Here is a 20,091-nt window from a genome sequence, read left to right as displayed (position 1 = left end):
GCCGGTTTCTATCCGTCAAAACTAAACGTAGCTTAATTACGTTTATAAAGTATATATTTCTTACATGATCATTTTCATTTTTTTTCTTTGCCATTGGTTTTTGTCCTTATTCAGCCAAACCTTTTTTCTCCACCGTTATTCATCACACAAAATGTTTAAAATGGAACCTTTTTGGGAGAAATTTTTCTATCTGGTGTTGCTGATTTCACAAGGTTCATCATTTTTAAACCCAAGGGCTTATGCAATCTTACACCGCATGCACCATGCTTACAGTGATACTGAAAAAGACCCTCATTCACCTCATTTTTTTAAGGATGTTTTTGGGATGATGATTGCAACGAAAAACATGTATATGAATTATCTTCATTTTAAAATCGAACCAGAACCTGCATTCAGAGGGAATTATCCTGAATGGCCATTGATTGATAAAATCGGCGACTCATGGTTTTGGAGAATAGGTTGCGGATTATTTTATATCGGATTTTATATTGCTTTTGCAAATTACTGGTGGATGTATCTTTTATTGCCAATTCACTTTTTAATGGGACCATTGCATGGTGCAATTGTTAACTGGTGCGGACATAAATATGGTTACTCCAATCATGATAATGATGATCACAGTAAGAATTCCCTTCCATGGGATTTCCTGTTGATGGGTGAATTGTTTCAAAACAATCATCATAAAAAACCAAACAGCCCGAATTTTGCCACTAAATGGTGGGAGTTTGATCCAACATATCCGGTTATGAAAGTTTTGCACTGGGTAAGGATTATCAAGATTAGAAAGGTTTAATTTCTTTTTAAGGAATGATTTCATTGTTTGGGGATGTTGATCCCATGATTGGATGAACTTAAATCAATGTTTTAATTAATATTAAGAAACATTAAGTTGGCCTCTTGTCATGGCGCAATTATTCTCCGATCCTTCATCGGTAATGATTGTAGCAATTCCTTATTAGCAATGAGATTGCCACAGCCAATGAAGGATTGGCTTCGCAATGACGACCGATTTAGGCAAAATGATCACATTTCCTTTTTTATGCTAAATTTAGGCAAGAACGTGGCGGTTAAGCATAGTGCATAAAACCCCATGCATGTGAACGGTCGTCATCCTGAATTTTTCATTTGCTTTTAAGTTTTTATTGGTATTCAAGAGGGCTGCGCCGTTTATTTCATGACCTTAATGGCATGAGCCCATAGCGGGAAAGATGCTGAAATAAATTTACTTCGTAGCTTTCCGCTTCGCTACAGGTCAGCATGGCGTGGTGGCTGGTCGGGGCGCCTAACGCCATACATAAACGCTCATCATCCTTGATTTTTCATTTGTTTTTAAGTTTTTATTGGTATTCAAGAGGGCTGCGCCGTTTATTTCAGGACCTTAATGGCATGAGCCCATAGCGGGAAAGATGCTGAAATAAATTTACTTCGTAGCTTTCCGCTTCGCTACAGGTCAGCATGACGTGATGGCTGGTTTGGGGCGCCTAACGCCATACATGAACGATCATCATCCAGAATTTTTCATTTGTTTTTAAGTTTTTATTGGTATTCAAGAGGGCTGCGCAGTTTATTTCAGGACCTTAATGGCATGAGCCCATAGCGGGAAAGATGCTGAAATAAATTTACTTCGTAGCTTTCCGCTTCGCTACAGGTCAGCATGACGTGGTGGCTGGTTGGGGGCGCCTAACGCCATACATGAACGATCATCATCCTTAATTTTTCATTTGTTTTTAAGTTTTTATTGGTATTCAAGAGGGCTGCGCCGTTTATTTCAGGGCCTTAATGGCATGGGCCCATAGCGGGAAAGATGCTGAAATAAATTTACTTCGTAGCTTTCCGCTTCGCTACAGGTCAGCATGACGTGGTGGCTGGTTGGGGGCGCCTAACGCCATACATAAACGGTCGTCATCCTTAATTTTTTATTTGTTTGTAAGTTTTTATTGGTATTCAAGGGGGCTGCGCCGTTTATTTCAGGGCCTTAATGCATGAGTCCAGGGCGGGAAAGATGCTGAAATAAATTTACTTCGTAGCTTTCCGCTTCGCTACAGGTCAGCATGACGTGGTGGCTGGTTGGGGGCGCCTAACGCCATACATAAACGCTCATCATCCTGACCTGTAGCGAAGCGGAAAGCTACGAAGTAAATTTATTTCAGGGCTTAATAGTATGAACGCATACAGGAAAGATGCTGGCCACGATTAGCTACAAGGCAGATTAAAATTAATACTCACTATTGTAAAAAGAGTTCAGCAGAACAATAGTCTGAAACCATTTTCGTCGAACTGAAGGAAAGGTTTTGCATCGGAGTGAAACACTCTTTAACTCCTGTAAATTGGATCAGTAATGTCAAAATAGCTTGCTTCATCGTTCCCTCTTTGCAAGCGGAGTTATTTAACTCATTCATTTTCATTATTCTTTTACCGATAAAAGTTGCAACTTTGCCGACCAAATTAACGCAGTCGCGCAAAAAGTAGTTTATAACATTGTAACAAATTGCAACTTGCGCAGACTAAATAACAAAGACTAACAAATTAACATGAAACAAATTCTACTCTTAACCTTCATCTTTGGAATATTCTTTAAAGCTCAGGCGCAGTTTCCTGCTGGCTTTGGTGGAGGTGCTCAAAAATCTACAGTTACAGGACGAATCTCAGCTGTCATTTTAGATTCCATTACAAAACAACCTATAGATTATGCAACAATATCATTAATTAATGTTAAGGATAATAAATCAGTGAACGGAGGAGTAACCGACCCGAAGGGGAAAATCTCATTACAAAATGTTTCTCCAAACTCATATAAGTTAATGATTGGTTTTATGGGGTATAAAACCAAATCTGTTTTGGTAACCACTACACCTTCAAAGCCTGATAATAATTTAGGTAATATTTACATTTCATCATCTGAAAATACATTAGCCGATGTTCAGGTTCAGGGAACAAAAGCAGTCATCGAAAATAAAATTGACAGAATGGTTTACAATGCTGAAGCAGATGGAACAAATGCTGGTGGCGATGCCACAGATGTGATGCGCAAAGTGCCAATGCTTTCTGTAGATGTAGACGGAAATGTTCAGTTACGTGGTGGTGCGGTTAGGGTTCTAATCAACGGTAAACCTTCAGGAACAATGGCCAGCAGCGTTTCCGATGCTTTGAAAATGATTCCTGCTGAACAGATTAAAAGTGTTGAGGTAATTACAAGTCCATCAGCAAAATATGATGCAGAAGGTTCAGGTGGTATCATTAATATCATAACCAAAAAATCAAATGCACAGGGCGTAAGTGGAACAGTAAATACTTCAGTCGGTACACGCCAGAATAATGGCGCATTTAATTTAACGGCTAAAACAGGCCGTTTGAGCTTGAATACTGCCTTAGGAGGTAATTTTGCTTACGCGCAAAATTCGAGAGTAGTTATTGTGAATAATACACAACTTAACAATGGTGGTTTTAACAATATCTCACAAGATGGGTATTCTAAATGGAGCAGAGAAGGCTTAAATGGAAGTTTAGGTGTTGATTATGATTTTAATGCCTACAATAACATTAGCTCAAATGTAAAGTTTAACAGTTTTTCGAATGGTGGCCCGGGCGAATCGGCTTTTGTTTTCAATAACATTGTTCAAAGAAACATTAGCGATATGGACATGTCCTTTAATAATATGGATTGGAATATCGACTACAAAAAAACATCTAAAAAAGAAGGGGAGGAATTTTCTCTTTCAGCACAGTTATCAACCGGACGTACGCCACAAAGCTTTAGCAATACGCTAATTCCTGAAGGAGCCACCGTAGGTAATACCACGATAAGAAATAATACCAGTAAAAATAATGAATATACCATTCAAACAGATTATACTTATCCATTTAGCAAATCTTCAATTTTAGAAATTGGTGCAAAAGGAATTTTCCGTAAGATTAAAAGCCAGTTCGATGTTTCATCACAGGATTTTGATTATAATCAAGACGTTGCAGCAGCCTATGGTGTGATGAGTTTTAATTTGACCAAAAAACTTAAGTTTAAAGGTGGTTTAAGAATGGAATACACCACAATAAACTTTAACACCCAGGCTAACGGAATCCAAAAAAATGACTATTTAAACTTGTTTCCCAGCGCAATTTTATCAAGAACCTTAAAGGGAAATGCAACCTTAAAACTAAGCTACAACCGTCGTTTACAAAGACCTGGACAAAATTACTTAAACCCTTTCTTAAACGACAGTAATCCAATTAACCTAATGCAAGGAAATCCTTATTTAAATCCGGAACTTAGCGATAATTTAGAACTGGGTTATAGCACTTTTATTAAAGGTTCGGTAATAAACGCATCGGTGTTTTACAGGCGTACGGGAGGGATTATCGAAAGTTCTCTAACTACAACCAGTGGGAATACTCCATTAACCACTTATATTAATGTGGGTACCGGCCAAACTTATGGTTTCAATGTTTTTGGTTCATATAACCCTAAACCAAAATGGACTTTAATGAGTAATTTGGGACTAAATACTTATGAAGTTTTTAACAATGCAAGCAATTTAAGTACAGGAACATATTTAAATTATAACATTTTTGCCCGTTCCGCATATGGTTTTGGTAAAGGTTATAATTTCGAATTATTTGGTGTAGTGAACTCGCCCAGAAGAACTTATCAGGGTAAAACCGATGCTATGATTTTTTATGGAGCATCATTTAAAAAAGATGTCTTGAATAAAAAAGGATCTATCGGTGTAAACTGTTTAAATCCATTTACAAAAGATCTTCATATTCAAACCGTAAATAATTCGGTAAACGCCTCCGGATCAGTTTATCAAAGTCAAAATGTCTATTACCCGTTGCGCTCTTTCGGTGTTAACTTCAGCTATAGTTTCGGTAAACTGAAATTTACGGAGAAGAAAAAAATCAAAAATGACGATGTTAAGCAAGATCAGCAACAAGGTGGTATGGGCGGCGTACAACAGTAAAAAACCCAATCAATATAAATTTAAGGTCCCCGGTGCAAACCGGGGATTTTTTGTGTTTAAGATTTTCTGTTTTCTGCTCAACATTATTTCCGCGAAGGTGGAACCCAATGTCATTAAGTTAATGTGGGCTCGAGAATTGTGCAATGTCTTCCTTTCAATATTTGATAACAGTTTACCAATCATTTTTTATGATAATCCATCATTCTGTGGTGTTTTATGTCTGAAGGACTGATATGATGATAAAAAAAATATATAATTTAAGTATTTAAACCACGAAGAGACTAATTGTAGATTTGTATATGTTGATCACGTTGGATACGGGAGAAATATTATATTTATTAATTCTTTTAGTCATATATCTTTAACTTTAATTTAAAATATTTCAAATGAAATTTAATTACATTCTTTTATTTCTAACTGTTTTAATTTATTCATGTAAGAAACGTCCAACAAATACTTCAATAATGGAATATGTTGGTCACGAGCTAAAACCTAGTGAGTATGATGATTATTTTGATAAGTTAGGTTATAAATGGGTTGGTGCAAACGAGAGTGGCAGGATTTATTATTTAAAAAGTACTCATGTTTCTAATGAATATAATACAGATACGTTAGATTCATATATTGTAAAAGATAAAAGAGACCTAATTGATCTAAGCAGTTTTGATGAATTTGGTATTCCTTTTAAAGTCAAAAAAGATTCCTTAGAATATCCCAAAGATTTCATTCCAGATTCTAATCAAAAATATAAAACTATAACATTTAAAACTTATAATTTAAATACGTATTTGAGAGTTATTAAGGATGCTAAAAATGAAGGTTTCAAAGAGTCTGATGAAAATGAACCTGATCTTTCAGGTTATGAAGTGTTTACTCTGAAAAAAAATGGGTTGACTTTAAAACATAATAAGGAGAATACTGAAAAGGGTATAATGTATCGAGTTGTGTTAACAATACAATAATTATAATCTATTAATGATTATGAGGCAAGTTAATCTCTCGTATCCCTTCCTTTCGTCCCATTGCTCATCGAAGATAATCTTAAAGCTTTCTCTATTGAAAAACAAATTAGAAGATATCCAATTAATGGGATGTGACACAGAATCCTTAATATGTATCAATATGATTAGCACAGACGGGTCTTTAAAAGAATCATGGAAAATTTATCCAGTGCTTTAATTTCCAATCAAGCTGGAAATGACAAAACGCCATATCAACGTCGTCTTTCCTGTGCAAGTTCAAAACGAAATGAGGCCCAGCACTAAATAATTCTTGATATTTGCACTTAAACTGCCAACTGCCAACTGCCAACTGATAACTGCCAACTGATAACTGCCAATTGCCAATTGCCAACTGAAAACTAATCCTTCTTAATATTCTTAAGGATCATTAAGCTTAATGCATTAAAAGCATATCCGCTAATGTTATTTTGCAACATCACTACCGATTGATCATAGAATAATGGAACAACAGGGGCATTGTCCATAACCATCTGATCCATTTTACGATAAAGCTCAAAACGTTTTTCATCATCAACTTCGTAATAACTTTGCTCAAATAATTTATCGAACTCCTTGTTATAAAATGCAAAATAGTTAGGGCCGTACGGAACTTTGTTTTTAGAATAAAACATGGAAAGAAAATTCTCGCCATCAGCATAATCAGCAAGCCATGAGCCACGGAAAAAATTAACACTGTTTTTCGACATTAAATCTCTTAAACTAGCGCTAGGGCTCACATCAATTTTAACTTTGATTCCAACATTGGTCAGTTCTCCTTGAATAAATTCAATTAAATCTTTATAGGTTGTTGTTGTATTTAAGGTAATTTCTGGTAACCCCTTTCCATCCGGAAATCCGGCCTCACTTAATAATTTAGCAGATAGAGCCGGATTATAAGCATAACCGTGCACAGCCAGACTATCAAAGCCAGGCATTCCTTTTGGAATGAAACCTGATGTTGCGGCAATACCAATCCCATTTCTTAAATATCTGATCAATTTACTGCGATCAATGGCATAGTTGATGGCCTGCCTGATTTTCCTGAGCTTTAACGGCGATTTTTTGACAATAGCGAGATTCGTATCCACTAAAATTCCAACGTACTCAGTGCATAGATAAGGGCTTTTTGTTAAGCTGAACTTTCCCTTATATTTCGAACTCATGTTGCCGCTTTTGGTTAAAATATCATCGCGATAACTTCCGTCAACGTTGTAATAAAAATCTAAGTCTTTTTTTAAGAAACTCATGAAGCCACTTTGCTTATCGGTAATAAATGTGGCCTTTACCGCATCAAGATAAGGCAATTGAATGCCTTTTTTATCCTTTTCGAAATAATGTTCGTTTTTTAGTAAAACTAAAATTTCGCCTTCTTTCCAGTACTTAAATTTAAACGGGCCGGTACCAACGGGATGACTTCTAAAATCTTTTCCATAATGTTCCACAACCTCTTTTGGTACTACAGAGCAGTATTGCGTGGTGAGCAAATTCATAAAAGGAGGAAACGGGCGAACGAGTTTGATTTGGAAAGTAGAGTCGGTCAGCGCAATGAAACTGCTTTGATCTTTAACTTTATCACTAAAAATCCAGCCACCCGATGAGGCTACTTTCGGATCGATTAAGCGATAAAACGAGTATGAGAAATCGCCAGCAACAACCTTTCTGCCCTTGCCATTTTTAAAAATCGGATCATCCTGGAAGTAAACATCGTTACGAAGATTAAAAGTATAAGTCAATCCATCAGCAGAAACCTGCCAGCTCCTGGCAATACAAGGAATTGTTTGCAGTGAGGAATCTATCTGAACCAAACCATTAAAAATTTGATTGGTCATCCAGATTGCATTTTGATTACGGGCAAAAGCCGGGTCCATTGAAGTTAAGCCTTGATCCAGATTGATATTGAAGATTTTTTTTTCGTTGTGGTCGCTATTTTGTTTGCAGGAGATAATGATAATGCAACAAAAAATCCAAAATATATACTTAAATGAGCCTCGCATGCGATAAGGAATGTTATTTTTGCACAAATTAATAAATTTAATGCAGATGTCTTTTTTAAACGATTTATTTATTGGCCTGGATGCCGCAAAGCAAGAAGATTTACAAGAACGTTTAGATATTGTGGCGCATAAAATTAAGTTTATGGATAAAATGCCAGTGGCTTTACTGGATGTAAACAATAATCCGAGTTACCTGCTTTCGGAAGAAATTGCATTGGCGGGTGGTATGGTTGAATCAGACATATTAAGTGCGGTATTCATTATTTATTATGAACCTGGTAAAACACTTACAGATTTGATGCGTGAAATCCCATCTGTTTTAGATTCAGATTGGCAGGCAGTTAAAAACAATAGAATTATTCTGCTCAATGATGATGTAAATCGCGAACGCTCAGCTGAAAATGCAGTTTCATTGATAGAAGATATGGCCGAGATGCTACATCCAGGATCATTCATTTTTGGGCATGAGGGCGATAAATGGATTAGGTTTGGAGCCTGAAAAGTTAGAGGGCAGGAAGGTTTAAGGGTTCAGTTAGCAAACAATTGATGGGTCTGTGTTTGTGTATTCACAGATCTAAACAATCAGTAATTTTTAATTACCAACAATTCGATCATGGGGAAATTTATAATAATTTGTGTTCTGGTATTTTTATGTTTCACGTCAAATGCTCAGGTGGTTCCAACCTTAACCGCTGATGTTGCTGAGAAACTTTCTAAAATGCCAATTGGTTGTATTGGTCAGGAATTTCCTAATAAAACTTCTCACGTTGCGAATACCGCAGTTGATGGTCGCTTGTTGCCAAGTGAGCTGCATCCGGCTTTTTACGGTTGTTTAGATTGGCACAGTTCAGTTCACGGTCATTGGATGTTGTTGAGGTTGCTTAAAACAGTTCCGGGTCTTTCGAATAAACCTGAAATCGTTGCGGTTTTAAACAACACCTTTACACCTGAAAAAATACGAGCAGAGGCAGAATATTTCACTAAATATCAGGTTGCGAATACTTATGAACGTACCTATGGTTGGGCCTGGTTATTAAAACTGGATCAGGAATTATATACCTGGGATGATCCGGATGCTAAGAAATGGTATGCAGCATTGCAACCTTTAACACAACAAATTTTAAAACTTTGGAAAGCCTACCTGCCTAAACAAACTTATCCTAACAGAACAGGCGTTCATCCCAATACTGCATTCGGTTTGGTTTTCGCTTTAGATTGGGCAAGAACTTTTAAAGATACCGCTTTCGGAAAGCTGATTGATGATAAAGCCAAAGCTTTTTATTTGGATAACAGTGCAACACCAGCTTATCTGGAACCAGATGGATCGGATTTCTTTTCGCCAAGTTTGGAAATTGCCGATTTAATGAGGAGAGTTTTGCCTAACCAGGAATTTGTTAAGTGGCTTAATAAATTCTACGAAAAACGAAGTATCGATCGGATTAGCGATTTACCCGTAATTAGTGATATTAACGATTATCAAGGCGTTCATTTGGTCGGCTTATCGTTTACCAGAGCGTGGTGTATGAAAGGAATAGCAAAAGAACTGCCTAAAAATCATAAATGGAAAAAGCATTTTGAGGTAACAGCAGATCGGTTTTTAGCTAATGCTTTGCCTTTGGTGTTTGCCGGCAATTATGGTGGAGATCATTGGCTGGCATCTTTTGCAGTTTATGCATTAGAGAAATAGTTGCCGCCGCAGATTATTGGTTTATATTCTCATACTTGATCGAAACACTTAGCTTTTTTGCTTATTTAGGCGGCGTCATTGCGAAGATAATCCTTCATTGGCTGTGGCAATCTCATTGCTAATAATGCTGTTTTCAGGCAGGGGATTGCCACAATCATTACCGATAGGGGATCGGGGAATGATTTCGTATTCCAGGTTTATCATATTTCCAAAAATTACGAGGGTTTCTATGCGGTTTATGGCGACATAACGAAGTAATAAATAGTCTGTGAGACACAAACCACGGGATAGATGTTCCAAGTGGCTCATCTCCGCAACGTCATTGCTGAGGAGGAACGACGAAGTAATCTGTTTTGCTGTAGCAATGTTCAGTATTGGAAAGATTGCTTCACACCACCTCGCAAGCTCCTGCTTCAGTTCGCAATGATGAGAATTGGTTTCAGGCTACCGTACAGCTGGAAACTCGTTTTACAAGTGTTAATATTTAAGGTCTTGTAGCTAATCGTGGTCGCATCTTTCCTGCTATGCGTTCATATCATTAAGGTTCTGAAACAAGTTCAGGATGACGACCGTTCGTGTATAGCTTTTTAGGCGTTTGTGCAACCATTACGTTAAATGCACCCTCCCGTATTACAAGTCCCTGGTTAGAATTTCACAAACTTATCAATCTGTTCATTTGTAAATTTAATCGTATCCTCTTTTATTAAATTTCCATTGTCATCTAATTCAGTTCTGATGTTTGGAATGTGCAAACGCAGGGGCAAAACATGCAAGTGGATATAATGGCAAACACCGGTAAAATGATCTACGCCACGTATATTCCCATATTTACCTGATGAAACGCCAACAAGAGCGGCTTTTTTATCATAAAAACTATCAGGGAAATTACAGGCATCAATCAGCACTTTTAAAACGCCTGGATAACTTCCGTTATATTCTGGCATGATGAAAATAAATTTATCAGTGGCAGAAATTAAGTCTTGAATTTTTTGAAAATCCTCAGATCGTTTACCATACATATCTGTATTTAATACATCGGCAGGTAAATGCTCCAGACTGAACAAGTTAGATTGTACACCTCTAATTTCAAGTTGTTGTTTGTAATATTGGGCAACTTTTAACGTATTGCTATTGGGTCTGTTGGTGGCAGCTATAATTGTAATCATGGGTAAATTGTTAATAAGATGTTTAAAACCCGAGAGCCCTTATTGCTAAAATTGCCATATAGTTTGTATCTTAGCTGATTGAGAAAAAGGGCGTAAACAACGCAAAAATAGAACTTTTTGTCGATTAAAAGGCATAAATAAACAGCGCCCAAATAAACGTTAAGTAAATTTCGGATAGATAGATGAGCAAAATTATTGCATTAGCAAATCAAAAAGGTGGTGTTGGTAAAACAACATCATCAATAAACCTGGCTGCGAGTTTAGCCGTGTTAGAATACAAAACTTTATTGGTAGATGCTGATCCTCAGGCGAATTCAACTTCAGGCATTGGTTTTGATCCCCGAAATATTAAAGATAGTATTTACGAATGTATCATCAATGACATTGATCCTAATAAGGCGATTCAGAAAACGGATACACCGAATTTAGATTTACTTCCTGCACATATTGATCTGGTAGGTGCTGAAATCGAAATGATTAACCTGAATAACCGCGAATATAAAATGAAAGCGGTTTTAGAGAAGGTTAAAGATCAGTACGATTTTATTATCATTGATTGTTCGCCTTCACTGGGTTTAATTACCATCAATGCTTTAACTGCCGCAGATTCAGTGATCATTCCTGTTCAATGCGAGTATTTCGCGTTAGAAGGCTTGGGCAAATTATTAAACACAATTAAAATTGTTCAAAATCGTTTAAACCCTGAACTGGAAATAGAAGGTATTCTATTAACCATGTATGATGTTCGTTTACGTTTATCAAACCAGGTGGTTGAAGAAGTAAGAACTCACTTCCATGAATTGGTTTTCGATACGATTATTCAACGTAATACGCGTTTAAGTGAAGCACCAAGCTATGGTGTTTCGGTAATCATGCATGATGCCAATTGCAAAGGCGCTATCAATTACCTGAATCTTGCCCGCGAAATCGTAAAGAAAAACGGCTTGTTAAAGGAAGAAGAAAACATAGATACAGCAACTTTATAAATTTATAGATGACATCTTTTCAGCGAAAAACAGGTTTAGGAAGAGGGCTAAGTGCGCTTTTAGATGATAGTGAATCTTCTCATCCGCCGAAACAGAATGTAAATCCTGTAAGCGAAACCGAACAGATTGGCAATATCAGTCACGTAAGTTTAACAGAAGTTGAAACCAACCCTTATCAACCCAGAACGGAGTTTGATCAGGTGGCTTTAAATGAGCTGGCAGACTCTATTAAAGTGCAAGGCTTGATACAGCCTATCACAGTTAGAAAATTAGCTGCAAATAAATATCAGTTAATTTCGGGTGAACGGAGATTCAGAGCTTCTAAACTAGCTGGTTTAACGCAGGTTCCAGCCTACATCCGCAGTGCTAACGACCAACAAATGTTGGAAATGGCGCTGATTGAAAACATTCAAAGGGAAAACCTGAATGCAATTGAAGTGGCTTTGAGTTTTCAACGGATGATTGATGAAGTTGGACTAAAACAAGAGCAGTTGGGCGAAAGAGTGGGTAAGAATCGTACTACCGTCACCAATTATTTACGTTTGTTAAAACTTCCGCCAGCAATTCAGGCGTCCATCCGCGATCAGCGAATTACGATGGGGCATGCCCGAGCTTTAATTAATGTTGATGGCGTAGACAAACAATTATTCATTCATCAGGAGATTTTGGAAAAAGGATTGTCAGTTCGTAAGGTTGAAGAACTGGTTCGAAACTTACAGCATGCACCCTTAAAAACGGATGATAAGCCCAAAGCTAAAGCCGTTTCTTTTCAATATCAAAAGTTACAAGATGATTTGGCATCGAAATTTGCTACCCGTGTGAAATTAAAAGTAAGTCAGAATGGTAAAGGGGCAATCGAAATCCCATTTATGAGTGATGATGATTTAAACAGGATTTTAGAATTATTAGACTGGTAATGCGATTAAATAAGCTTTTAATACTGGTTTCTTTATTTACATTTTTTCTTGTAGGCCAGGCTTCAGCCCAGGTTGAAGATACGGTGTTAAAATCTACTGATACCTTAAAAAATCGTGTAGTAAAGCCAATTGGAACGGCAACACCACCTAAAGTAATGACCCGGCAAGATTCTATGAAAACCCGGTACGTTAACCCGGGTAAGGTAGCAGGCAGAAAAGCGGTAATCAAATCATTAATTCTTCCCGGGCTGGGGCAGGTTTATAATATGCAGTTGCTGAATGATGGTTATGGAACAAGGGCTGGTAAAAGCCAAACATTCCAGCGAATTTATACCATCGGTAAAATTGGCGCTATTTATGGCGGTTTTACGGTGTTAACCATGTCGTATATAGAAAGCAGTAAAAATTATACGGCATTTTTAGAAGAGCTTCAATATCGCAATGCCAATAATGATCAGCCTCCTCCCAATAGTCCATACGCAAGATATTCAACACAAGGTGTAACAACCGCAAAAGATACCTATCGCAGAAATAAGCAAATTGTGCTTTTTTCTTATGGTTTGGTTTATTTTGCCAACGTGGTTGATGCTTATGTGGCTGCTCGTTTACACTTCTTTAATATTGATGATAAACTATCTTTCAAGGTAGTTCCAACAATGATTAATTCAAATAGCATGTATAGTTTTAATGCTGCGCCGGCAGTAAAACTTTCTCTAACATTTTAAATTTTGAATCATGAAAATTGCGCTTTTAGGATATGGTAAAATGGGACAAATTATCGAGAAATTTGCCCTTGAACGTGGTCACGAAATCGTTTTAAAAATATCAGTTGATAATCAGCAAGATTTGACCAGGCAGAACTTGAAAACGGCTGATGTTGCAATTGATTTTAGCACACCCGATTCAGTTCTGAATAATATCAACGCCTGTTTCGATGCCAATGTTCCTGTTGTGGTGGGCACAACTGGTTGGTACGGGAAATTGCAGGAGGTTAAAAATGATTGCAATACCAGTAACAATACTTTGTTGTATGGGTCTAACTTCAGCATTGGTGTTAATTTATTTTTTAAATTAAATCAAACATTGGCAAAGCTGATGAACAATTATCCTGCTTATGAAGTGCAGGTAGAGGAGATTCATCATACACAAAAGCTCGATGCACCCAGTGGAACGGCCATTACTTTGGCAGAAGGTATTGTAGAAAACCTGGATCGTAAATCGGAATGGCTGAATGAGGTTGTAGGAACAGATGTTGAACTTTTTCCAAAAGCTGAACAGTTGCTTATTGAATCGCATCGTATTGAAAATATACCAGGAACGCATACGGTAATTTATAGTAGTGAAGTAGATGAAATTGAAATCAAACACACCGCACATAGCAGAGCAGGATTTGCTTTAGGTGCAGTTGTAGCAGCAGAATGGGTAAAAGATAAAAAAGGCTTTTTTAGCATTACCGATATTTTTGAATAAAACTGATAGACAACAAATTGAAGAGAAGTCCGAAGACGGTGGTCTGAAGATTAGTATGCAGAATCTGAAGAGCAAGTAATAATACAAAACAAACCAGTGGAATCACTTAATCTATGTGATTCACACCGAAAGAAAAGACTAAACGAAAATCGGTTCATTCCGAAGGAAAAAAATAAAATATATGAATTATAAATTCTGGCAGCGAAAAAAGGATGTCACAAAAAAGAAAAAATCTAAATCAAGAGAATGGGTAGATGCAATTGTTTTCGCGGTGGTAGCGGCAACTATTATTCGCGTTTTCTTCATTGAAGCTTACACCATTCCTTCCGGATCAATGGAACGTTCTTTATTAATTGGTGATTTTCTTTTTGTAAGTAAAGTGAATTATGGTCCACGTATCCCGATGACACCGGTGGCCTTCCCTTTTGCTCATCATACCATGCCACTAACAACATCAACCAAGGCTTATTGGGATGGCGTTCAATGGAAATATCATCGTTTGCCAGGCTTATCAGAGATTAAGAGAAATGATGTAGTGGTGTTCAACTTCCCGGAAGGTGATACCGTTGCCGTGGAAAACCAGGCAGACAGTTACTACAATATGGTTCGTAACATGGGACGTGAACAGGTAAGAAATAGTTTTACCATAGTTGATCGGCCAGTTGATAAACGTGAAAACTTTATTAAGCGTTGCATTGCCATACCAGGCGATGTAATAGCTATGAGTAATGGTGTCGCAAGCGTAAACGGCAAACAAGAACCATTAAAAAACACAGGGATGATGCCTTATCGTGTCGAGTTTAAAACAATGGATTTTAATTATGCTGTACTTGATGAATTTAAACTGGATTTAGGAAATAGTCCTGCTGTTGCTGAGAACACGTATGTGATTAATGCATCGCCTGAAATTGTAGATAAGCTTAAAACCTTTGATTTTGTAAAATCCGTAACCTTGAGTCCCGATCCGGTTGGGCCTGAACAAGGTGGCGTTTTTCCTCATGATCCAAACCGAAGCTGGAACAGAGATAACTTTGGGCCAATTAAGGTTCCTGCAAAAGGATGGACAGTAAAAATTGATAGTGTTACCATGCCACTTTATTATAGAGCAATCAGAACTTACGAAGGCAACAAGGTTGAAAAAAAAGACGGTATATGGTATATCAATGATAAGGTAGCAACAAATTATACATTCAAAATGGATTATTATTGGATGATGGGTGATAATCGACATAATTCAGCAGATTCCCGCTATTGGGGCTTTGTTCCGGAAGATCACATTGTAGGTAAGGCATTGTTTATCTGGATGAGTTGGGATAGCGAAGCATCTTTCTTTAGTAAAATACGTTGGAGCAGATTATTCAGAGGAATTCACTAGTTTTTACTTCAAATTCAATATAAAAAAAGGCTTAAAGAGATTTAAGCCTTTTTTTATTGGGAAAAATACTTTTAAAAAAAATTAATAAGTTTTAATAAGTTTTAAAATTATTTATTAAGTTTGTTTAAAAACCAAATAAAATGTCTGTTATAATCGAGAAAGGTCAGCGGCTTCGGGCCGATATTATTAAGTGTCTTTATTATAAGGGAGTATTATCGTTAACCGATTTGAGTAAGCTTACCAAGAAAAGTTTGCCGTTGGTTACTTCAGTCGTAAATGGATTAATCGGCGAGGGATATATTATAGAGCAAGGTTTGGCACCGTCAACAGGCGGTAGGAGGGCTTCCATGTATTTGCTTAATCCAAGTCACAAAAAATACATTGTTGCGGTTGCAATGGATCAATTGATTACGAGATTAACTATTTATGATCTTTCCCGCCAGGAAGTTTTACCCATTCAAAATCTCGATTTCAACATGTCTGATGAGGCATGTGATGTGAATATTCTTATTGATTTCATAAACGAAAGTATTAACCAATCTAAAATTAAGCGTAGCGATATTATAGGTGTTGGAATCGGAATGCCCGGATTCGTTAACGCAGAACAGGGAATTAATTCGTCATATCTTTTCATAAAAGACGGATCGACCCTTCGTGAATACCTGACTAAAAAAATAAAACTTCCGGTATTTATTGATAATGACTCCAGTTTGATTGCACTGGCCGAATTGAATTTTGGCGAGGCGGTTAATTTGCGAGATGTAATGGTAGTTAACATTGGTTGGGGAACCGGTCTTGGCATGATCGTAAACGGGCAGTTATATCGGGGCAGTAGCGGTTATGCTGGTGAGTTTAGTCATATTCCATTGTCAGATACCAATAACTTGTGCTCTTGTGGTAAGCGTGGCTGTTTAGAGGTTGATACTTCACTACTGGTTATGGCTGAAAAGGCAGAAAAAGCATTGGCAGAGGGTGCCGAATCGAGCATGCAGGAGTTATTCAAGGATAAAAGCAAGCATCACAGAGATCACTTTTTAGATGCCGTAAAAGCCCAAGACCCACTAGCAATTTCAATTCTTTCCAAAGCCGCCTTTCAAATTGGGAAAGGTTTGGCCACGCTGATCCATATTTTAAATCCTGAATGTATTGTGCTGAGTGGCAGAGGGGCAAAAGCCGGGAAAATGTTGCTGCCTCCTATACAACAAGCGATTAATGAGTTTTGTATTCCTAGAATAGCAGAACAAACCACCATAAAATTATCTACCCTGACTGATGAAGCAGAGTTGCTGGCAGCGGCAAGTTTGATGGTAGAAAATAGCCAATTTGAATAACCATAAACCTAAGCTTATGAAGTAAAAAAGAACAGCTGAGCTCCGAAAATCCTTAAACTAATCAATACTAACTAAAAACAAAAATTATGAAAAAAATGTACTTAAAGTGTTTAAGTATATTGTTGTTAACTTGTTTAACAATGACAGCTTTCGCACAAAAAACAATTACCGGAACGGTAATGGATGCATCAGGCCCGCTGCCTGGTGTTAGCGTTTCCGTAAAGGGAACCACTAAGGCTACTCAAACTGATGGAAACGGAAAATTTTCAATTGCAGCAGATGAGGGCAATACTTTGGTTTTTAGCTATTTGGGCTATCAATCAAAAGAAGTGAGTGTAGGCACATCAAGCAGTTTGAATATCAGCCTCGATGCGGCAAACAATGATTTAAATGAAGTAGTGGTAACTGCCTTAGGAATCAAAAGAGAACGCAAATCATTAGGTTATGCCGTTCAGGAAGTGAAAGGTGAAACTTTGGTTGAAGCCAGAGAGCCAAACCTGGCAAATGCTTTAACGGGTAAGGTTGCAGGTTTGCAGGTAACAAGGTCGAGCAACGGTCCTGGCGGTTCTTCTAAAATCGTTTTACGTGGCTATAATTCATTAACAGGCTCTAACCAGCCCTTGCTGGTTGTGGATGGAGTGCCGGTTGAAAACTTTACAGGTGCAAACAACAATGATTTCTGGAACCCATCATTGGATATGGGTAATGGTATTTCAGACATAAATGCACAAGACATTGAATCGATCTCCGTTTTAAAAGGCGGTGCGGCAGCAGCACTTTATGGATCAAGAGCAGGTAATGGTGTTATTTTAATTACTACAAAATCGGGTCGCAGTCAAAAAGGTTTAGGTATTTCTGTTTCATCGAGTACTGGTATTGAAAATATTTTTACAAATCCGGAAATGCAAAACGATTTCGGACAAGGACTAAATGGTATTTATGATGAACGATCTAATTTAAGCTGGGGGCCAAAAATTGCTGGTCAAACTGTTAAGAACTGGGATGGTTCACAAGTGCCATTAACTGCATATGATAACGTTGAAAATTTCTTCAGAACTGGTGTTTCTTTAAATAATAGTGTTGCTTTCCAGCAGCAATATAAAAATACTTCGGTTTATACTTCCTTCAATAGAATGGACGATAAAAGCATGATTCCTGGGGTAAAACTAACCAGAACAAACTTAATGGCAAAGGCCAATACAAAATTTGGTAAAGATGACAGGTGGTCGGTAGATACTAAAATCCAGTACAGCAATTCGGATGCAGTAAACAGACCAGTTTCAGGAACCAGGGGGGAAAATACTTTCTGGACGATTTACAATTTGCCAAGATCTCTGGATGTTACTCAATTCTCGGCAGCAACAGATCAATATCGTAAGATGATCTGGTATGGTGGTGGTAATCAAAAAAATCCATACTGGAATAACATGTACAACACCAATAATGATGTTCGTGACCGTTATATTTTAAATGGTGCCATTAAATATAATTTTACTGATTGGTTAAATGCAGAAGTAAGGGGTGGGGCAGATATGTATTCGGTTACCACAGAAAATAAAACTTTTTCAGGTAGTCCAAGTCCAACCAATGGAAGTTATGGAACCGGCAAACAAAACTTTACCGAAAGTAACTACAGTGGTATGTTAAATGCCCGTAAAGATGATCTTTTTGGAAAATTTGGTGGAGCAGCTATGGTGGGGGTCAACTTAATGTCGAGAAACTTTAGTTCGTTATCTGGAGGCGTTGGAGAATTAAATGTACCCGACTTTTTCTCTTTAAATAACGGAATTAGTGCTGCGGTGGTTGATCAGGGATTTAGTAAAAAAAGGATTAATTCTGTTTTTGGATCGGCACAACTTAATTATGATGAATATTTATTTTTAGATGCGACTTTTAGGAATGACTGGACATCCACATTAAGCAAAAATAACCGTTCATTCTTTTATCCATCAGTTAGTTTATCGTATGTAATTACTGATATGATCTCGAAAAATGGAAATACGCTACCTAATTGGTTAAGCTTTGCTAAATTGAGAGCTTCATACGCTGAAGTAGGTAATGATATGGAACCATATCAATTATACAATACCTATTCTTTGGGGAAAGATCCAAATGGCAATACCACGGCAGGTAGAAATGGGGTTCTTTACAATCCTGACGTAAGAAATGAATTTATTAAATCTTTCGAACTTGGTACAGAGATCAGATTTTTCAAAAGCCGTTTCGGAATTGATTTTACCTATTACAAATCGAATGCAACCAATCAGTTGATCAATTTACCACTCGATCCGCTGAGTGGTTATAATTCAATGAAAATCAACGCCGGCGACTTACAAAACAAAGGATTTGAGATTTCAGCAGATGCCAGAATTCTCAATAATCCAAATAGCTTCAATTGGAATTTAAGTGTAAATTATTCTAAAAACAACAATACAGTAAAAGATATTTATAACGACATTACACAATACAACTTAGGCGGTTATGATGATGTGAGCATTCGTGCGGTGACCGGAGAGCGATATGGCGAAATTTACGGGAGTCGTTTTTCAAGAGTAACCGACCCTTCCAGTCCTTTCAATGGCCAAATCATTGTAGATGCAAGTGGTATTCCATTAAAAGATTCTAACCCAGTGAAGTTAGGTAATCAAGGTGCAACGGGCCTGTTGGGCATAAACAATACATTTGCTTACAAAAGTATAAGCTTATCTTTCCAGGTTGATGCACGTTTTGGCGGTCAGATTTTCTCAGCATCCAATGCTTTAATGCAGGCGAATGGTACAGCAGCAGTAACAGTTGTAAATGGCGAGCGTGCAAATATTGTAGCAGATGGGGTATTTTTGAATCCTGCCACCAATGCTTATGAGAAAAACACAAAAGGAATCTCTCCGCAATTATATTGGCAAGCGGTAGCTGCTAATGGAAATATTGGTATTACTGAGGCAAACTTATACGATGCCAGTAACATCAGATTAAGAACAATTAACCTAAGCTATGATCTTCCTGGTAAAATATTGGCTAAAACTCCTATACAGCGAGCTAAAATCGGTTTCTCCGTTAATAATGCATGGATGATCAAAAGCCATATGAATGGTATTGATCCTGAATCTGTTTTTGCAACAGGTACAAATGCTGTAGGGTTTGAAAACAGTAGCCCTCCAACAACGAGATCTTATTTCTTTAATTTATCTCTAGGTTTCTAATCGATAAAA

Annotated in this window: 14 protein-coding genes; 12 read left to right on the top strand and 2 right to left on the bottom strand. The window is 37.3% G+C overall.

Annotated elements, in window-relative coordinates:
- Positions 1-64 precede the first annotated feature (64 nt).
- From DU508_RS18510 to DU508_RS18495, 3 genes are all read left to right on the top strand, one after another.
- On the top strand, positions 65-793 hold the full coding sequence (locus DU508_RS18510) for an acyl-CoA desaturase (RefSeq protein WP_115404255.1): 729 nt from the start codon (positions 65-67) through the stop codon (positions 791-793).
- A 1,738-nt stretch (positions 794-2,531) separates the two neighbouring features.
- Positions 2,532-4,955 carry a TonB-dependent receptor domain-containing protein gene (locus DU508_RS18500; RefSeq protein ID WP_115404253.1) on the top strand — a complete coding sequence of 808 codons (2,424 nt, stop codon included), beginning with the start codon at positions 2,532-2,534 and terminating at the stop codon, positions 4,953-4,955.
- Positions 4,956-5,341: 386 nt separating this feature from the next.
- Positions 5,342-5,917 carry a hypothetical protein gene (locus DU508_RS18495; RefSeq protein ID WP_115404252.1) on the top strand — a complete coding sequence of 192 codons (576 nt, stop codon included), beginning with the start codon at positions 5,342-5,344 and terminating at the stop codon, positions 5,915-5,917.
- Between the two features lie 398 nt (positions 5,918-6,315).
- Here the strand turns inward: DU508_RS18495 and DU508_RS18490 are convergent, their stop codons facing one another.
- Positions 6,316-7,950 (bottom strand): ABC transporter substrate-binding protein, encoded by a 1,635-nt coding sequence (locus DU508_RS18490; RefSeq protein WP_115404251.1) that lies wholly within the window; start codon positions 7,948-7,950, stop codon positions 6,316-6,318.
- A 46-nt stretch (positions 7,951-7,996) separates the two neighbouring features.
- Between DU508_RS18490 and DU508_RS18485 the strand changes: the two genes are divergently transcribed.
- Together DU508_RS18485 and DU508_RS18480 are read left to right on the top strand one after the other, a co-directional pair.
- A complete protein-coding gene (locus DU508_RS18485) occupies positions 7,997-8,449 on the top strand; it encodes a substrate-binding domain-containing protein (RefSeq protein WP_115404250.1) in 453 nt (150 codons plus the stop codon).
- A gap of 114 nt (positions 8,450-8,563) precedes the next feature.
- Positions 8,564-9,637, top strand: a complete 1,074-nt coding sequence (locus DU508_RS18480; protein ID WP_115404249.1) for a DUF2891 domain-containing protein — start codon at positions 8,564-8,566, stop codon at positions 9,635-9,637.
- 644 nt (positions 9,638-10,281) lie between these two features.
- On the opposite strand, the gene DU508_RS18475 is transcribed toward DU508_RS18480, so the two are convergent.
- Positions 10,282-10,803, bottom strand: coding sequence for an NADPH-dependent FMN reductase (locus DU508_RS18475; RefSeq protein WP_115404248.1), 522 nt, complete (start codon positions 10,801-10,803; stop codon positions 10,282-10,284).
- 182 nt (positions 10,804-10,985) lie between these two features.
- Between DU508_RS18475 and DU508_RS18470 the strand changes: the two genes are divergently transcribed.
- The 7 genes from DU508_RS18470 to DU508_RS18440 all read left to right on the top strand — a co-directional run bounded on the left by DU508_RS18470 (position 10,986) and on the right by DU508_RS18440 (position 20,082).
- Positions 10,986-11,789 carry a ParA family protein gene (locus DU508_RS18470; RefSeq protein WP_115404247.1) on the top strand — a complete coding sequence of 268 codons (804 nt, stop codon included), beginning with the start codon at positions 10,986-10,988 and terminating at the stop codon, positions 11,787-11,789.
- Between the two features lie 8 nt (positions 11,790-11,797).
- The gene (locus tag DU508_RS18465) at positions 11,798-12,706 is read left to right on the top strand and encodes a ParB/RepB/Spo0J family partition protein (protein WP_115404246.1); all 909 of its coding nucleotides are present in this window, start codon (positions 11,798-11,800) and stop codon (positions 12,704-12,706) included.
- The gene (locus DU508_RS18460; RefSeq protein WP_115404245.1) at positions 12,706-13,431 is read left to right on the top strand and encodes a DUF5683 domain-containing protein; all 726 of its coding nucleotides are present in this window, start codon (positions 12,706-12,708) and stop codon (positions 13,429-13,431) included. The genes DU508_RS18465 and DU508_RS18460 overlap by 1 nt, the downstream gene beginning before the upstream one ends.
- Positions 13,432-13,441: 10 nt before the next feature.
- Positions 13,442-14,176, top strand: a complete 735-nt coding sequence (gene dapB, locus DU508_RS18455) for a 4-hydroxy-tetrahydrodipicolinate reductase (RefSeq protein WP_115404244.1) — start codon at positions 13,442-13,444, stop codon at positions 14,174-14,176.
- 181 nt (positions 14,177-14,357) lie between these two features.
- On the top strand, positions 14,358-15,551 hold the full coding sequence (gene lepB, locus DU508_RS18450) for a signal peptidase I (protein ID WP_115404243.1): 1,194 nt from the start codon (positions 14,358-14,360) through the stop codon (positions 15,549-15,551).
- A 140-nt stretch (positions 15,552-15,691) separates the two neighbouring features.
- On the top strand, positions 15,692-16,882 hold the full coding sequence (locus DU508_RS18445; RefSeq protein ID WP_115404242.1) for an ROK family protein: 1,191 nt from the start codon (positions 15,692-15,694) through the stop codon (positions 16,880-16,882).
- Between the two features lie 140 nt (positions 16,883-17,022).
- Positions 17,023-20,082: a SusC/RagA family TonB-linked outer membrane protein gene (locus DU508_RS18440; protein ID WP_233509672.1), complete on the top strand. Its 3,060-nt coding sequence runs from the start codon at positions 17,023-17,025 to the stop codon at positions 20,080-20,082.
- Positions 20,083-20,091: the final 9 nt, after the last annotated feature.

The organism is Pedobacter chinensis, from assembly GCF_003339865.1.
GTDB lineage: Bacteria > Bacteroidota > Bacteroidia > Sphingobacteriales > Sphingobacteriaceae > Pedobacter > Pedobacter chinensis.
Note: the sequence above shows the minus strand (reverse complement) of the source record. Positions and strands in the feature narration are given on the sequence as shown.

Bases quoted from the DNA above. Each gene is read 5' to 3' on its own strand.
- DU508_RS18510 (WP_115404255.1), top strand. From the start codon at position 65: ATGATCATTTTCATTTTTTTTCTTTGCCATTGGTTTTTGTCCTTATTC.
- DU508_RS18500 (WP_115404253.1), top strand. From the start codon at position 2,532: ATGAAACAAATTCTACTCTTAACCTTCATCTTTGGAATATTCTTTAAA.
- DU508_RS18495 (WP_115404252.1), top strand. From the start codon at position 5,342: ATGAAATTTAATTACATTCTTTTATTTCTAACTGTTTTAATTTATTCA.
- DU508_RS18490 (WP_115404251.1), bottom strand. From the start codon at position 7,950: ATGCGAGGCTCATTTAAGTATATATTTTGGATTTTTTGTTGCATTATC.
- DU508_RS18485 (WP_115404250.1), top strand. From the start codon at position 7,997: ATGTCTTTTTTAAACGATTTATTTATTGGCCTGGATGCCGCAAAGCAA.
- DU508_RS18480 (WP_115404249.1), top strand. From the start codon at position 8,564: ATGGGGAAATTTATAATAATTTGTGTTCTGGTATTTTTATGTTTCACG.
- DU508_RS18475 (WP_115404248.1), bottom strand. From the start codon at position 10,803: ATGATTACAATTATAGCTGCCACCAACAGACCCAATAGCAATACGTTA.
- DU508_RS18470 (WP_115404247.1), top strand. From the start codon at position 10,986: ATGAGCAAAATTATTGCATTAGCAAATCAAAAAGGTGGTGTTGGTAAA.
- DU508_RS18465 (WP_115404246.1), top strand. From the start codon at position 11,798: ATGACATCTTTTCAGCGAAAAACAGGTTTAGGAAGAGGGCTAAGTGCG.
- DU508_RS18460 (WP_115404245.1), top strand. From the start codon at position 12,706: ATGCGATTAAATAAGCTTTTAATACTGGTTTCTTTATTTACATTTTTT.
- dapB (WP_115404244.1), top strand. From the start codon at position 13,442: ATGAAAATTGCGCTTTTAGGATATGGTAAAATGGGACAAATTATCGAG.
- lepB (WP_115404243.1), top strand. From the start codon at position 14,358: ATGAATTATAAATTCTGGCAGCGAAAAAAGGATGTCACAAAAAAGAAA.
- DU508_RS18445 (WP_115404242.1), top strand. From the start codon at position 15,692: ATGTCTGTTATAATCGAGAAAGGTCAGCGGCTTCGGGCCGATATTATT.
- DU508_RS18440 (WP_233509672.1), top strand. From the start codon at position 17,023: ATGACAGCTTTCGCACAAAAAACAATTACCGGAACGGTAATGGATGCA.